The 15,218-nt window shown below is 69.8% G+C and carries 10 protein-coding genes and 1 pseudogene; 6 read left to right on the top strand and 5 right to left on the bottom strand.

What is annotated here, in order from left to right; translation table 11 throughout:
* Positions 1–25: 25 nt before the first annotated feature.
* The 3 genes from VF592_RS01080 to VF592_RS01070 are packed head-to-tail and all read right to left on the bottom strand — an operon-like array spanning position 26 to position 5,746.
* Complete coding sequence (locus VF592_RS01080; protein WP_331003744.1) at positions 26–1,492, bottom strand: efflux transporter outer membrane subunit; 1,467 nt, start codon at positions 1,490–1,492, stop codon at positions 26–28.
* 4 nt (positions 1,493–1,496) lie between these two features.
* A complete protein-coding gene (locus tag VF592_RS01075; RefSeq protein ID WP_331003743.1) occupies positions 1,497–4,667 on the bottom strand; it encodes an efflux RND transporter permease subunit in 3,171 nt (1,056 codons plus the stop codon).
* Between the two features lie 5 nt (positions 4,668–4,672).
* Positions 4,673–5,746: an efflux RND transporter periplasmic adaptor subunit gene (locus VF592_RS01070; protein WP_414714122.1), complete on the bottom strand. Its 1,074-nt coding sequence runs from the start codon at positions 5,744–5,746 to the stop codon at positions 4,673–4,675.
* A gap of 238 nt (positions 5,747–5,984) precedes the next feature.
* On the opposite strand from VF592_RS01070, the gene VF592_RS01065 reads away from it, so the two are divergent.
* The 4 genes and pseudogenes from VF592_RS01065 (at position 5,985) to VF592_RS01050 (ending at position 9,713) form a co-directional block, all read left to right on the top strand.
* Positions 5,985–6,644, top strand: coding sequence for a TetR/AcrR family transcriptional regulator (locus VF592_RS01065; protein WP_331003741.1), 660 nt, complete (start codon positions 5,985–5,987; stop codon positions 6,642–6,644).
* Positions 6,645–7,193: 549 nt separating this feature from the next.
* On the top strand, positions 7,194–8,303 hold the full coding sequence (locus VF592_RS01060) for an S-(hydroxymethyl)glutathione dehydrogenase/class III alcohol dehydrogenase (protein ID WP_331003740.1): 1,110 nt from the start codon (positions 7,194–7,196) through the stop codon (positions 8,301–8,303).
* Positions 8,304–8,322: 19 nt separating this feature from the next.
* Positions 8,323–8,463, top strand: a pseudogene (locus tag VF592_RS01055) (ferredoxin); the annotation flags it as partial.
* 14 nt (positions 8,464–8,477) lie between these two features.
* Positions 8,478–9,713, top strand: a complete 1,236-nt coding sequence (locus tag VF592_RS01050; protein ID WP_331003739.1) for an NAD(P)/FAD-dependent oxidoreductase — start codon at positions 8,478–8,480, stop codon at positions 9,711–9,713.
* A 33-nt stretch (positions 9,714–9,746) separates the two neighbouring features.
* Here the strand turns inward: VF592_RS01050 and VF592_RS01045 are convergent, their stop codons facing one another.
* Together VF592_RS01045 and VF592_RS01040 are read right to left on the bottom strand one after the other, a co-directional pair.
* The gene (locus VF592_RS01045) at positions 9,747–11,255 is read right to left on the bottom strand and encodes an acetyl-CoA acetyltransferase (RefSeq protein WP_331003738.1); all 1,509 of its coding nucleotides are present in this window, start codon (positions 11,253–11,255) and stop codon (positions 9,747–9,749) included.
* Positions 11,252–12,445 (bottom strand): CoA transferase, encoded by a 1,194-nt coding sequence (locus VF592_RS01040; protein WP_331003737.1) that lies wholly within the window; start codon positions 12,443–12,445, stop codon positions 11,252–11,254. The genes VF592_RS01045 and VF592_RS01040 overlap by 4 nt, the downstream gene beginning before the upstream one ends.
* A 127-nt stretch (positions 12,446–12,572) precedes the next feature.
* Between VF592_RS01040 and VF592_RS01035 the strand changes: the two genes are divergently transcribed.
* Together VF592_RS01035 and VF592_RS01030 are read left to right on the top strand one after the other, a co-directional pair.
* Complete coding sequence (locus tag VF592_RS01035; protein ID WP_331003736.1) at positions 12,573–13,643, top strand: serine hydrolase; 1,071 nt, start codon at positions 12,573–12,575, stop codon at positions 13,641–13,643.
* A 139-nt stretch (positions 13,644–13,782) separates the two neighbouring features.
* Entirely contained in the window at positions 13,783–15,210 is a 1,428-nt protein-coding gene (locus VF592_RS01030; protein WP_414714121.1) for a L,D-transpeptidase family protein, read from the top strand.
* The last annotated feature ends 8 nt before the right edge of the window (positions 15,211–15,218 follow it).

The raw sequence follows: 15,218 nt of genomic DNA, 5'->3' as shown, positions 1-15,218 counted from the left end.
GCCGATTCGCGGCGTCCGCAAGCCGTCAGTTCAACCCGCCTCCCAGCGAGCGGTAGAGCTCGACCAGATTGTTGGCGCGCGTCAGCCTGGTGGTGACGAGCTGCTGCTGCGCCGCATAAGCCGTCCGCTGCGCGTCGAGCGCGGTAATGAAGTTGGTAACGCCGACGCGGTAGCGCGCGTCCGACAGCCGCGACGCGACCAGCGCGGATTCGGCGCGCGCGGACTGGGCCGCCACCTGCTCCGCGATCGTGCCGCGCTGGGCGAGCGCGTCGGCGACCTCGCGAAAGGCCACCTGGATCGTGCGTTCATAGGTGGCCACGGCGCCTTGGCGCGTCGCCTCGGACAAACGCACGTTGGAGCGGGCCGCGCCGCCGTCGAACAAGGGCAGCGTGATGCCGGGCGCCGCCGAATAGATGAACCCGCCCGCGCCGAACAGCCCGGTCAGCGCGCTGCTGATCGTACCCAGGCTGGCGGTGAGCGAGATGTTGGGAAACAATGCCGCGCGTGCCGCGCCGATATTGGCGTTTTCCGCGATCAGCCGATGCTCCGCCTGGAGCACGTCGGGACGGCGCAGCAGCACCGCCGATGAGAGCCCCGTCGGAAGCGCCGTCAGCGTGGCCTGTCCTTCGCCCAGTCCGGCCGGCAGCAGTTCGACCGGGACCGGCGCCCCGACCAGCAGGTCCAGCGCGTTGCGGTCCCGCGCGATCCGCGTCTCCGCCACCGCGATGTCGTTGCGGGCCGCCTGGTAGTTGGTATCGGCTTGGCGGGCCTCCAGCTCGGACGCGACGCCGACGCGGAACTGCGCCTGGGTCAGGGTGCGCGTCTGCTCGAAGGCGCGGAGCGTGTCGCGCGACAGGCGGAGCTGGTCCTGGTCGGAGGCGAGCGTCAGCCAGGCGGTCGCGATCTCGGCGATCAGGCTGATGCGGGTGGCGCGGCGGGCCTCCTCCGTGGCGAAATATTGCTGGAGCGCGGCGCGGCTCAGATTGCGGACGCGGCCGAACAGGTCGAGTTCGAACGCCGAGAAGCCCGCGGTCAGCGAATAGAATTCGAGGTTGGAGGACGTGGTTCCGACGCCGGCACCTACCCCGGTCCCGACCCCACCGGCCGCTCCCCCGGCGCCCCCCGCGCCGCCGGCGCCGAACGCGTTGTTGGTGTAGGTCGCCGATCCGCTCAGCCCGGTGCTGGGCACCTGCTCGGCACGCTGGATGCGATAGCGTTCGCGGGCCTGGAGGACGTTGGCGGCGGCGACCCGCAAGTCGCGATTATTCTCCAGCCCGCGCGCGATCACCTGGCGCAGACGATCCTCGGTGAAGAAGTCGCGCCAGCCGATCGCCGACACGTCGGGCGCGTCGGTCGCGGCCGGCGGATAGATGCCGCCTTGGGGCAGCGTCGCGGGCACCGCGCCCGCCGGACGGACATAGGTGGGCGCTAGGTTGCAGCCGGCGAGCAGGGTCGTGCCTGCCAGCGCGAGGAGGAGGGAGGAACGGGTCATCGGATCAGGCCCCTTGCGGCGCGGGGCGCCCATGCGGATCGTCGGGCAGCGCGGGATCGGCCTTTCCGCCCCGGCCGAACAGCCGCATCACCACCACGAAGAACATCGGCACGAAGAAGATGGCGAGCACGGTCGCGGACAGCATCCCGCCCACGACCGCGCGGCCGATGGCGTTCTGCCCGCCCGCGCCGGCGCCCGTCGAGAGCGCGAGCGGCAGCACCCCGAAAACGAAGGCGAGGCTGGTCATCAGGATCGGCCGGAGCCGGAGCTTGGCGGCCTCCACCGCGGCGTCAAAGGCGTTCATGCCTTCGCGCATCCGCTCCTCGGCGAATTCGACGATCAGGATCGCGTTCTTGGCGGACACGCCGATCGTCGTGATGAGCCCGACCTGGAGGTAGATGTCGTTGTTGAGCCCCGTCAGCGTCGCCGCGAGCACCGCGCCGAGGATGCCCAGCGGCACCACCAGCAGCACCGACACGGGCACCGACCAGCTCTCGTACAGCGCGGCCAGGCAGAGGAACACGAGCACCAGCGACAGGGCATAGAGCGCCGGCGCCTGCCCGCCCGACAATACTTCCTCGAAACTGAGCCCGGTCCATTCCAGGTTCGTGCCCGGCGGCAGCTTGGTGTGAAGCTCCTCCATCGCGCGCAGCGCGTCGCCCGACGAATAGCCGGGTCCGGGGATGCCGAGCAGCTCCATCGCGGGCGAGCCGTTATAGCGCGTGATCTGCACTGGCGCATTCTCCCAGCGCATCGTGGCGAAGGCGGTGAAGGGCACCATCGCGCCGCCCTGGCCGCGCACGAACAGGCTGCCGATATCCTCGGGTTTCTGGCGATAGGACTGGTCCGCCTGGAGATAGACGCGCTTCACGCGACCCCGGTCGATGAAGTCGTTGACGTACGCGCCGCCCCAGGCGGTGGAGATGGTCTGGTTCACCTGGGCCAGATCGACCCCGAGCGCGCGCGCCTTGTCCTGGTCAATCTCGACCTTGAGCTGGGGCGCGTCGTCGAGCGCGTTGGGCCGGACCTGCGCCACGCGCGGCTCGCCCTGCGACATGCCGAGCATCTGGTTGCGCGCGGCGAGCAGTCGCTGATAGCCGATCCCGGTCTCGTCGACGATCTGGAGGTCGAAGCCGGTGGCGTTGCCCAGCTCGGCGACGGCCGGCGGCACGATCGCGAAGATCAGCCCGTCGGTATATTGGCTGAACACCCCCATGGCGCGGCCGACGATGCCGGGCGCGCGGTTCTCGGCGCCGTCGCGTTCCTCCCAGTCCTTGAGGGGCACGAAGGCGATGCCGCTATTCTGCCCCTGGCCCGCGAAGCTGAAGCCGTTGACGGTGAACACGCCGCGGACATTGGCCGCCTCGGTCTTCAGGAAATGGTCGCGGACGATCTGCAAACCGCGCTCGGTGCGGGTGGCGGTCGAGCCCGACGGGCCCTGGACGAGCGCGATCACATAGCCCTGATCCTCGTCGGGCAGGAAGCTGGACGGCAGGCGGTAGAACATCACGCCCATGACGCCCACGATCAGCGCGTAGAGTACCAGCGACCGTTTCCAGTTGCGCGCGGTCGCCCGTACGCCGCGCTCGTAGCGACGCTGGCCGGCGTCGAACTTGCGGTTGAACCAGCGAAAGAACCGCGCGAGCGGGCCGGTGCCCTCGGGCTTGTCGGCCCGGTGCGGTTTCAGGATCGTCGCGCACAGGGCCGGCGTCAGGATGATCGCCACCGCGACCGACAGCGCCATGGCCGATGCGATGGTGATCGAGAATTGGCGATAGATGACCCCGGTCGACCCGGCGAAGAAGGCCATGGGCAGGAACACCGCGATCAGCACCACCGCGATGCCGATCAGGGCGCCGGTGATCTCGTCCATCGACTTGCGCGCCGCGTCCTTGGGACTGAGTCCCTCGGTGACGATCAGCCGCTCGACATTCTCGACCACCACGATCGCATCGTCGACGAGCAGCCCGATCGCCAGCACCAGCCCGAACAGGGTCAGCGTGTTGATCGAGAAACCGGCCATCGACAGGATCGCGAAGGTGCCCAGGATGACGACGGGCACCGCGATCGTCGGAATCAGCGTCGCGCGCCAATTCTGGAGGAACAGGAACATCACCAGGAAGACGAGGATCACCGCCTCGACCAGCGTCTCCACCACCTGTTCGACCGACAGCCGCACGAAGGGCGCGGTGTCGTAGGGGTAGACGACCTTCACATCGGGGGGAAAGGTGGCGGCGATCTGGTCGACGCGTGCCTTGACCGCCTCTACGGTCGTCAGCGCGTTGGCGCCCGGTGCGAGGTAGAGCGCGATGCCGCTGGCGGGCTTGCCGTTCCAGCGCGATTCGGAGCCGTAATTCTCCGCGCCGATCTCGACGCGCGCGACGTCGCGCAGGCGGACGATCGAGCCGTCGGCCGCGGATTTCAGCCGGATCGCGCCGAACTGCTCGGGCGTCTGCAGCCGCGACTGGACCGATACGGTGGCGTTGAGCATCTGCTCGCCGGGCGCGGGCAGCGCGCCAAGCTGGCCCGCGGAGACCTGTGCATTCTGCGCGAGCACCGCCCCGCTGATATCCGACATGGCGAGCTGGAAGCTGCTCAGCTTCACCGGATCGACCCAGATGCGCATGGCATATTGCGCGCCGAAGAGCTGGATGTTGCCCACGCCATTGACGCGGCTGAGCGGGTCCTGGAGCCGCGACGCGACATAATCGGCCAGGTCGGTGCCGTCGTGGCTGCCGTCCTCGGAGTACAGGCCCACGATCACCAGAAAATTGGCCGAGGATTTGGTGACCAGCAGCCCCTGCTGCTGCACTTCCTGGGGAAGCAGCGGGGTCGCCGCCTGCAGCTTGTTCTGCACCTGCACCTGGGCAATGTCGGGATCGGTGCCCTGTTCGAAGGTGACGGTGATCGTCACCTGTCCCGCCGAGCTGGACGAGGACGAGAAATAGCGAAGGTTGTCGATGCCCTTGAGCTGCTGCTCGATGATCTGCGTCGTCGTGGTCGCCAGCGTCTCGGCGTCGGCGCCCGGATAGGTGGCGGTGATCGCGACGGCGGGCGAGGCGATGGCGGGGAACTGCGCGATCGGCAGCGACCGGATCGCCAGCACGCCGGCCAGCATCAGGAAGATCGCCAGCACCCAGGCGAAGATCGGACGGTCGATGAAATAGCGGGCCATGGGGGTTACTTCGCCTGGCCGGCGGGGGCCGGAGCCGTGGCCGCGGGCTTGTCCGACCAGGGCCGACCGCGCACGGGCATTCCCGGGCGCAGCATCATCGCGCCTTCGACGATCACGCGGTCGCCGGGCAGTACCCCCCCGGTCACGATCCAGTTCGCGCCTTGGGTGCGGTTCGTCTGGATCACGCGCGGCTCGGCCCGATCGCCCCGGCCGATCACCATCACGGTCGCGCGCCCGCGCTCGTCGCGGGTCACCGCACGTTGCGGCACCAGGATGGCGCGACCCTGGACGCCCTCGACCAGCTCGGCACGGACGAACATGCCGGGCAGCAACAGGCCGTTGGGATTGGTGAACAGCGCGCGGATCGTCTGCGATCCCGTCGCGGGGTCGACCGTCACGTCGGCGAAGCGGAGCATTCCTTCCTGGGGGTAGACGGAACCGGTCTCGAGCCGCAGCCGAACGCGCGCCGCGCCGCCGCCGCGCGACAGGCTACCCGCCACGATCTGCTCGCGGAGGCGCAGCAGGTCGGCGCTAGACTGCTGGATGTCGACATAGACCGGGTCGAGGCGCTGGATCGTCGCCAGCGGCTCGGCCTGCGCGGCGCTGACGAGCGCGCCGGTGGTGAAGGTGGATCGCCCGATCCGCCCGGAGATGGGCGCGGTGACGGTGGTGCGGGCGAGGTCGATCTGCGCGGTCCGCAGCGCCGCATTCTGGGCCGCGACATCGGCCTGCGCCTGATTCGACGCGGTGAGCGCGTTCTCATATTCCTGACGCGAGATGGCGTTCAGCTTTACGAGCTCGCCATAACGCCGCGCCAGCGCCGCGTTGGACGCGATGCCGGCGCGGGCACGCGCGAGCGCGGCGCGCGCGCTCGCCACCTGCGCCTCGTACGGCGCGGGGTCGATGCGGTAGAGCGGCTGGCCCTGGCGCACGAAATCGCCCTCGGTAAACAAGCGCGCGCGGACCAGCCCGTTGACCTGCGGGCGCACCTCCGACGTCTCGAACGCGGCGGTGCGGCCGGGCAGCTCGGTCGTCAGCGTGACCGGCTCCTCGCGCAAGGTCACGAAACCGACGGGCATCGGCCCGGGCGGTCCTTTCTGCTGCGCCTGCTCGCTACCCTGGCCGCAGGCGGCGAGCGCCAGCAGGAGCAAGGCCAAGCCCGCGCGCGTGCCGACCCGTTTGCCCGGTCCCTTGCCCAATCTCTTGAACGTCATGCCTGCTTCCGATAAGCGAGAATTGTGAGTGAACGATCACTCACAATTGCTGCTACTGCGAAGTGAGGAGCATCGTCAAGCGTTGTCCGTCAGGGAACACTGAATGAAGCAGGACGAGAAATGCGGCGCCGAACCGCCCAGTCGCGCCGATCTGCGGCGGCGCAAGCTGATCGAGACCGCGCGTAAACTGTTCGTGGAAAATGGTTTTCACGCGACCGGCATCGCCCAGATCGCGCGTGAATCCGGCATCGCGGTGGGGCAAATCTATCGCGATTTCTCCTCCAAGGAAGAAATCGTCGCGGCTCTGGTCGAGGAGGATTGCAGGCATTTCATGGCCGCCGAGGCGCTGGACGCGGCGATTCGCGACGGCGACCGGGAGCGGGTCTTCGCGTGGCTCCACCATTTCGTCGAACCCGACGACGATCCGAGCGGGGGCCGATTATTCGCCGAGATTGTCGCCGAGTCGTCGCGCAACGAGCGGGTCGCGGCGATCTTCGCGTCGATCCACGACCGATTGCGCGCGAACCTGCTGGTCGCGCTCACGCTGCTCGCGCCCGGCGAGGCACGGGCCGAACGGCGAGCGGTGGTGGCGGACGGGATCATGACCGTCTCGCTCGGAATGCTTCATCATCAGTTGATGCGACCCGACATGGACCTCGCCCCGCTCATCCTGGCCCTGCGCAACATCATCGACGAGCAGATCGCCGCGCTCAACGCCGCGGAAGACCCGGCCGCCATTGTCCCCGGCGACCGGATCGGCTGAACGGCGGAGGGCTTCTTCGTCGCGGCGCCCCGACCTTTCGCCCGATCGAGCGCCGTGCGGTCGCGCGCGACCCGTCCAGTGTCGCCCGGCTGGTCGGGACATAGGCGATCCAGGGGTTCGGTGCCTTCACGATCAGCCGCGCGGTGGACACGACCGCCGCCGCGCTCACCCGGTCGTTTCGCGAAGGCATAACCGAGTGCCTATACCCCGCCTCGGCGACCGAATTGCTCATCATCTCGCAGGATTTGCGGGTCGTTCTTTTCCCTAAACCGGGTCCGACGCATGGTCGCAGGCTTCTTAGCATGATGGCGGGCGCTGGCCGACCGGACGCCGCAAAACCATCTCCCTATCGTTGTCGCGGACGGGATCGCGCCGGACCTGGCGGGCTCCGTCGCGCGTACCCACGACAGCCAGGAGATCCGGCCGATGGGCATAGGCAGGCGGGAATTGCGACGCATGGTCCTTTTGCGCGTCCGCGAAACGCATATACCGGGGTAGCGACGTGTCGCAGCCCGCCCCGCCACTATCTGATTCGCTGGAGCCCCGTTCATGAAGACCCGCGCCGCCGTCGCGTTCGAGGCCAAGCGCCCGCTGGAGGTCGTCGAGCTCGACTTGGAGGGCCCGCGGGCAGGCGAGGTGCTCGTCGAGATCATGGCGACGGGCATCTGCCATACGGACGCGTACACGCTGGACGGGCTCGACTCCGAGGGGCTGTTCCCCAGCGTCCTGGGCCATGAAGGCGCCGGCGTGGTGCGGGAGGTCGGCACGGGCGTGACCTCGGTCGCGGTCGGCGACCATGTGATCCCGCTCTACACCCCAGAATGCCGCCAATGCAGGTCGTGCCTGAGCGGCAAGACGAACCTGTGCACCGCGATCCGCGCGACGCAGGGGAAAGGGCTGATGCCCGACGGCACCACGCGGTTCAGCCACAAGGGTCAGCCGATCTTCCATTATATGGGCTGCTCGACCTTCTCGAACTTCACCGTCCTCCCCGAGATCGCGGTGGCGAAGATCCGCCCCGACGCGCCGTTCAAGACGAGCTGCTATATCGGTTGCGGGGTGACGACGGGGGTCGGCGCGGTGGTCAACACCGCTAAGGTCGCGGTCGGCGACACGGTGATCGTGTTCGGACTGGGCGGCATTGGCCTGAACGTCCTCCAGGGCGCGCGGCTGGCGGGCGCGGGTATGATCGTGGGCGTCGACATCAATCCCGACCGCGAGGTATGGGGCAAGCGTTTCGGGATGACGCACTTCGTCGATCCCAAGACCGTCGCCGGCGACATCGTCGAGCATCTGGTGGCGCTGACCGATGGCGGCGCGGACTATACGTTCGACTGCACCGGCAACACCGACGTGATGCGCCAAGCGCTGGAGGCCTGCCACCGGGGCTGGGGCACGTCGATCATCATCGGCGTCGCCGAAGCGGGCCGGGAGATCGCGACGCGCCCGTTCCAGCTCGTCACCGGGCGCAACTGGCGCGGCACCGCGTTCGGGGGCGCCAAGGGCCGCACCGACGTGCCGAAGATCGTGGACTGGTACATGACCGGCAAAATCGAGATCGACCCGATGATCACCCATGTCCTCTCGCTCGACGAGATCAACAAAGGCTTCGACCTGATGCACGCCGGTGAGAGCATCCGCAGCGTCGTGGTCTATTGATGGCGCGGATCGTGGTGGCGCCCTGCCCCGATTATCGTTCGACGAGAACGACCTGCCCGGCGGCTCCGGCCATCGCACCGCGACATCCAGGCTGTCGTGCCAATTGGCGGCCGGAGCTGCTAGCGACGGCCTGCGCGTGACGATCGCGCCCGAGGACTAGGCGGAAACAACGGCATGACCGAAGCACGATATGACATCCTGATCGTCGGCGCCGGCCATGCCGGCGCGCAGGCGGCGGTGGCGCTGCGCCAGCGTGGTCATGCGGGCAGCATCGCGCTGCTCGGCGACGAAGCCGAGCTGCCCTATGAACGCCCGCCCCTTTCCAAGGAATATCTGGCGGGCGACAAGCCGTTCGAGCGGCTGCTGATCCGTCCGCCCAGCTTCTGGACGGACCGCGACATCGCGCTCCTGCCCGGACGCACGGTGGTCGCGGTCGATCCCGCCGGTCGCGCCGTGACGCACCTTGACGGCGATCGCATCGGCTATGGCGCGCTGGTCTGGGCGACGGGCGGCAGCCCCCGGCGGCTCGCCTGTTCGGGGCACGACCTGCGCGGGGTCCACGGCGTCCGCAACCGCGCCGATGTCGATCGCATGATCGCCGAACTGCCGGGCGTCACCCGCGTGGTCGTGATCGGCGGCGGCTATATCGGGCTGGAGGCGGCGGCAGTGCTGACGAAGCTCGGCAAGGCGGTGACGGTGCTGGAGGCACAGGACCGCGTCCTCGCGCGCGTCGCGGGCGAGCCGCTGTCGCGCTTCTTCGAAGGCGAACACCGGGCGCGGGGAGTCGACCTGCGCACCGGGGTGGCGGTCGAGTGCATCGAGGCGCGCGACGGCGCGGCATGCGGCGTACGCCTGGCGGATGGCGGCGTGCTGCCGTGCGAGATGGTGATCGTCGGCATCGGCATCATCCCCGCCACCGATCCGCTGATCACGGCGGGGGCGGCGGGGGGCAACGGCGTCGCGGTCGATGCGCTGTGCCGGACCAGCCTGCCCGACATCTATGCGATCGGTGACTGCGCCGCGCACGTCAACGCCTTCGCCGATGGCGCGACCATTCGCCTGGAATCCGTGCAGAACGCCAACGACCAGGCCAATGTCGTCGCCAAGGCGCTGACCGGCACGCCCGAGCCCTATGACGCGGTGCCCTGGTTCTGGTCGAACCAATATGACCTGAAGCTCCAGACGGTCGGGCTGTCCACCGGCCATGATCGGATCGTCCTGCGCGGCGATCCCGCGACGCGCAGCTTTTCGGTCCTGTACCTGAAGGACGGCGCCGTGCGCGCGCTCGACTGCGTCAACGCGACGCGCGACTATGTCCAAGGCCGCGCGCTCGTGGTCGGCCGCCGCGTCCTCGATCCCGCCCGGCTCGCCGACGCGTCGGTGCCGCTCAAGGAAGTGGCGGCGGGCTGAAGAAGCGGCGGCCGTTCACCGCCGCCCGCGCGTTCAGCTTTCGGGGTGCCAGACCAGCAGGCCGCCCTCGCCCCGCCTTCCCGTTCCGGCCGAGCCGACCGGCTCACTCCGCCCGTCGGTCAGCCAAGCGATCGTGGCCGCGTCCTCGGGCGGCACCCGCGCCAGAAAGCGGGCGCCGGCCGGATTGCGCGCGACGATCGCGCCCGCGCTGGGCGCACCCGTCCGGTCGTAGAGGACGGTATAGGTTTCGATCGTCCCCGGTCCTGCATAATCCTCGTCGACGGGCGGCACCGGCCCGCGCAGCGCGTCGGCCCGCGCCTGGACGTCGAAGGTGCGCGGGAAACCCGTGCCCGGCAGCGGCGCGCGCGACAGGATGATGGCGTGATTATGCGTCGCGAAGCCGCCATTGCCGAACAACAGCCCGTGCCCCCCGCCCCCACGCAGCCGCTCCACCATCGCGGCGACCGCGTGGCTCATATAATTGCCGATCGGCCCGCCCCCGAAGGTCAGCCCGCCGACGACGCTCGCCGCGCGATCCTCCGGCCAGCCGATCACCCGCCGTGCCATTTTGGGCACGCAGGGAAAGCAGGAGTAGAGCTCGGCCCAGTCCAGATCCTCCACCGTCAGCCCGTTACCCGCGAGCGTCCGCTCGAGCGACACGCGCATCCCGGCCGAGGCGGTATAGCCGTCGCGCGCCAACACGTCGTCGGGCTCGTGCGCCGCCGCGCCATGGCCGACGAAGACCATCCGGTCCTCCGCCATCATGCGTCGCGCCCGCGCGCGCTCGAGGCTGGTGACGATAAACCCCGCGCCCTGGTTGACGGAGGAATTGGCGACCATCAGCTTGGTGTAGGGAAAGGCGATCGGCCGGTTGTCCGCCGACGGTGTGACGATCTCGGCGGGGCTGCGCGGCGTGCGGAGCCAGGCGTTCGGATTGTCGGCCGCCACCTCGGAGAAGAGCGACCAGATGCGGCCGCTCTCTCCTTGCGCGTCGGCGAGCGTCTGGCCCCAGGCCGCGCGCGTCGCATTCTCGTAGAGCGGATACACGTCCACCGGCGCGGTCAGCCCGTAACGCTGGCGGTAGTCCGGCGCGCGCCCGCGGTGGCGCGTGCGCATCGCATTGTGATCCGCCTCGCCTCCGCCCGCGCCCGCCGCCGCACGCCTGGCGGCAGTGCGGAGCGCTTCGCCGCCGACCACCGCCGCGACGGCCGACTCGCCCGCGCCGATGCGGTTGGCGGCCTGGTTCAGCAGCAGCACCGGGCTGTCGCCCATCGGCATCGCGGTCTGGAACCGGTGCGCGGGCGCGGTGCCGAGCATCGCCGCCAGCGCGTCGACCACGGGATTGAGCGCGCGGAACGACAGCTGGTCAACGACCGCCAGCGAGTCGAGCGCGCCTAGCCATCCGCCCCCGCCATCGGCGTCGGCCGCGCGCAGGGCGTCCGCCATCAGCGCCACCGGGTCGAGCGCGGCGAACGGGTCCGCCGTCCGGTCCTCGACCTGACCCACCCCGATGATAACGGGCGTGCGCGCGGGGTCCGTCATTCGCCCGTCTGCATCGCGCCCGCCGCGACCAGCGCGGCGATCTCGTCGGCCGCAAAGCCTATCCCCGCCAGGATCGACGCGCTGTGCTCGCCCGCCTGGGGCGCGCGGACCATCGGGTCGCGCGGGCTGTCGCTCAGGGTCAGCGGCGCCCCGACAATCGGCGCGGGCGCGGCGGTGCCGGGATAGCGCACCTGCTCGACAAAGCCCGACGCCTGGACCTGGGGATGCGCCATGACCTGTGACGGCGCGAGCACCGGCCCCGCCGGTATCCGCGCCGCGCCCAGCGCCTCCATCGCCGCCTCTGTCGTGCGACCCAGGCACCAGGCCGCCATCCGCTCGCTCAGCGCCACGCCATTGTCGCCGCGCGCCATGTCGTCGGCGTAAAGCGGATCGTCGATCAACTCAGGGGCGCCCACCAGCTTCGCCCAGCGCGCGAAGATCGGATTGCTGACGATCTGGGTGATGATCCACCCATCGCTGGTGCGGAACATGTCGGTCGGGCCGGAGCCGAAGCTGCGATTGCCCATCGGCGTCCGTTCCACGCCGTTGAGCGCGTGATCGATGCTCAAGGCGTTCGCCATCGCGGTCGCGGTGCCCAGCAGCGATCCCGACACCTGCTGCCCCCGCCCCGTCCGGTCGCGTTCGCGCAGCGCCAGCATCGCCCCAAACGCGCAGTGAAGCGCGGTGCCGAAATCGACGTAATTGACCTGCGCGCGATAGGGCTGGTCGGGCGTGCCCGTCAGCCACGGAACACCCGACATCGCCTGCCCCACCGCGTCGAAGCCGACCCGCCCCGCCATCGGCCCCGCCTCGCCGAACGCGGTCGCCGTGACCAGGATGATGTTGGGCTTGATCGCCCGCAGCGAGGCCAAGTCGAGCCCCGCCTTGGCGAGCGCGTCGGCGGGCATGTTGGCGACGACGATATCGGCGGTCGCGACCAGCCGGCGAACGATTGCGCGGCCGCCCTCGCTCCCCAGCGACAAGGCCAGCGACTTCTTGTTGCGGTTCATCTGCAGGAACCCGGCACCCGCGCCGTCCTCCGCGACGGGCACCGGGAACCGATCCTCGTTGCCGCCGATCCGCTCCACCCGGATCACCTCCGCGCCGTAATCGCCGAGCAGGGCGGCGCAGTACGGGCCGGCGATGTAGCGCCCGAAATCGAGCACGCGGACGCCGTCGAGTGGCTTCATGCCGTTCCTGTCCCCTGCGCGGCGATGATGCCGGTCGCGTCCTGTTAGCCGTGCCGCGACCGCGCTGTACAGGGTCGGTGCGCCCCGCCGCGCTTGGTCTGGGCAAGCGCGCGCCCATATCGGGCGCATGACATCGCGCGGCCTGCTCATCCTTCCCTTCGCGCTGCTCGCCTGCGGTCAGGCACCCGCCGGGCGGGAGGCCACCCAAGTCGGAGCCCAGACACCCGTCGCGACGACCGGGCTGAATTCGGCGGCCATGGCGGGCACCGTCGCCGCCGCGTCGCGGCTCCCGCGCCTGCGCTCGCTGGTGGTAATGCGCGACGGCCGGACCCTGGCCGAACATCGCTTCAACGGCGGGCCCGCGCTCGACCGGCCGGTGAACATCAAGTCCGCGTCGAAATCCGTCATCTCCGCTCTGGTCGGCATCGCCATCGAACGCGGAGTGCTGAAGGGTGTCGACCAGCCGATCCTGTCGGTGCTCGGCCCGGACGCGCCCGCGCGCGCCGATCCGCGGCTGGCGCGGGTCACGGTGGGCAATCTGCTGTCGATGCAGGCTGGGCTGGAGCGGACATCGGGCGAGAATTACGGGCGCTGGGTGTCGAGCCCCAATTGGGTCCGCTTCGCCCTGTCGCGTCCTTTTGCCAGCGAGCCCGGCGGGGCGATGCTCTATTCGACCGGCAGCACGCATCTGTTGTCGGCGATGCTGACCCGCGCGTCGGGGCGGAGCACCCATGCGCTGGCGCAGGACTGGCTGGCGCAGCCGCTGGGCATCGCCATTCCGCCTTGGCCGCGCGATCCGCAGGGCGTGTATTTCGGCGGCAACGACATGCTGATGAGCCCGCGCGCGCTCGCCCGGTTCGGCGAGCTCTACCGGTCGGGCGGCGTCGTGGACGGTCGGCGCATATTGCCGGCGTCGTGGATCGCGGCCAGCTGGACGCCGCGCACCGTATCGTCCTGGAGCGGGGGCAATTACGGCTATGGCTGGTTCATCGGCGACGCGCGCGGGCATCCGGTGCGTTTCGCCTGGGGCTATGGCGGACAGATGCTCTATGTCGTTCCCGATCTTCGCCTCACCGTGGTGATGACCTCCGACGCGACCGGCGCGCGCGACACGGGCCACATCGCCGCGCTCCACGCGTTGCTGGCCGACGGGATCGTCCCCGCGGCGAAAAAGGGCGGGCCGCCCGCTCCTCGATAACGCGGCGACTACGATAGCCCGTTCATCCTGGGGCAGGATCGGGTAAGGCAGGAAGCGATCTCACGCGCGAACAGGGCCCCATCGAATGAAGACCACCGACCACCGGCGCAATCCGACCCGTTATCGCGTGGCCCCTTGGATGCTGGGCGCGTTGTTGATCGGCGCTCCGGCGGGGGCGCAGCAGTTCGTCCCGGCGCCCGCCGTCGCGCCGGTCGCGGAGCCCAGGCTCGCGCCGCCGGTCGCCCTGCCGCGCCTGTCCGAGGCGCAGGCCCGGCAATTGGCCGACCTGCTCGCCGCCGACGCGCTGACCCAAGGGTTGCGCGAGGATGCCGCTCCGCAGCCGGCGATTCTCGACAATGACGCGCTGGTCCGCGCGGCGCTCGACCATGCGCATGCGGTTCATGCCGGGCGGCTGGACGTCGCCGATTTCCAGCGCGGCTGGGGCATCAAGCCGCAGCCCTATGACCCCCTTCCCGCCTTTGCTGACGCGGTGAAGCGCGACCGGCTGACCGCCTGGGCCGCCTCGCTGCCGCCGCCCTATGCGGGCTATGACGCGCTCGTCGCCGGGCTCGCCCGCTATCGCACGATCGCGACGGCGGGCGGATGGCCGACGCTGTCGGGCGCCGGGGAGCTCAAATTCGGCGCGAGCGGCCCCGCGGTGGCGGCGATACGCCGACGGCTGGCGATCGAGGACGCGCAAGTCGCCCCCGGCGATCGCTACGACCTGGCGCTCGTCGAGGCGGTACGCCGCGCGCAACGCCGCTACGGCCTCAACCCCACCGGCCTGGTCGGCCCGCAGACCGCCGCCGCGCTCAATGTGCCGGTCGGCGCGCGCGTCCGCCAGATCATGGCCAATATGGAGCGCTGGCGCTGGCTGCCCGCGCGGCTGGAACAGCGGCGCGTCCAGGTGAACATCGCCGCCGCCGTGCTGACGGTGTTCGACGGCGACGCCCCCGTCATGTCGATGAAGGCGGTGACCGGCCGTCCCGCCAACGAGACGCCGATGCTGGTGTCGAGCATCCACAGCGTCGTCCTGAACCCGCCCTGGAACGTCCCCTCCTCGATCGCCAATGGCGAGCTCTGGCCCAAGGAGCGCGCCAGCCCGGGCTATCTGAAACGCAACGGATTCCGCGTGATCGACACTGGTGGTGGCGGCAAGCGGCTCCAGCAATCATCCGAACGCAGCGCGCTGGGCCGGTACAAGTTCGATTTCGCCAACGACTTCGCCGTCTATCTCCACGACACGCCCGCCCAGGCCGGCTTTTCGCGCTTCGACCGGCTTGCCAGCCATGGCTGCGTCCGGCTGGAAAAGCCCGGCGACCTCGCCAAGCTGCTCATGAAGACCACGCCGGAATGGACGCCCGAGGCGATCGACGCGACCGTGGCGGCGGGCAAGACGGTGCGTGCCAAGCTGGCCGACCCGGTCGCGGTTTATCTGCTCTACTGGACCGCCTTTGCGGGGGCGAACGGGCAGGTCGGTTTCCGCGACGATCCGTATCGCTGGGACGAAACGCTGGCGAGCAAGGTCGAGGCGCGATCCGCGCGCCAGCTGGTCGCCGTCAAGTGAAGGGAATG

Origin of the sequence: Sphingomonas sp. (assembly GCF_036388435.1) — a bacterium.
GTDB lineage: Bacteria > Pseudomonadota > Alphaproteobacteria > Sphingomonadales > Sphingomonadaceae > Sphingomonas.
The sequence above is the reverse complement of the archived record's forward strand: the minus strand, read 5'-3'. Positions and strand labels throughout refer to the sequence as shown.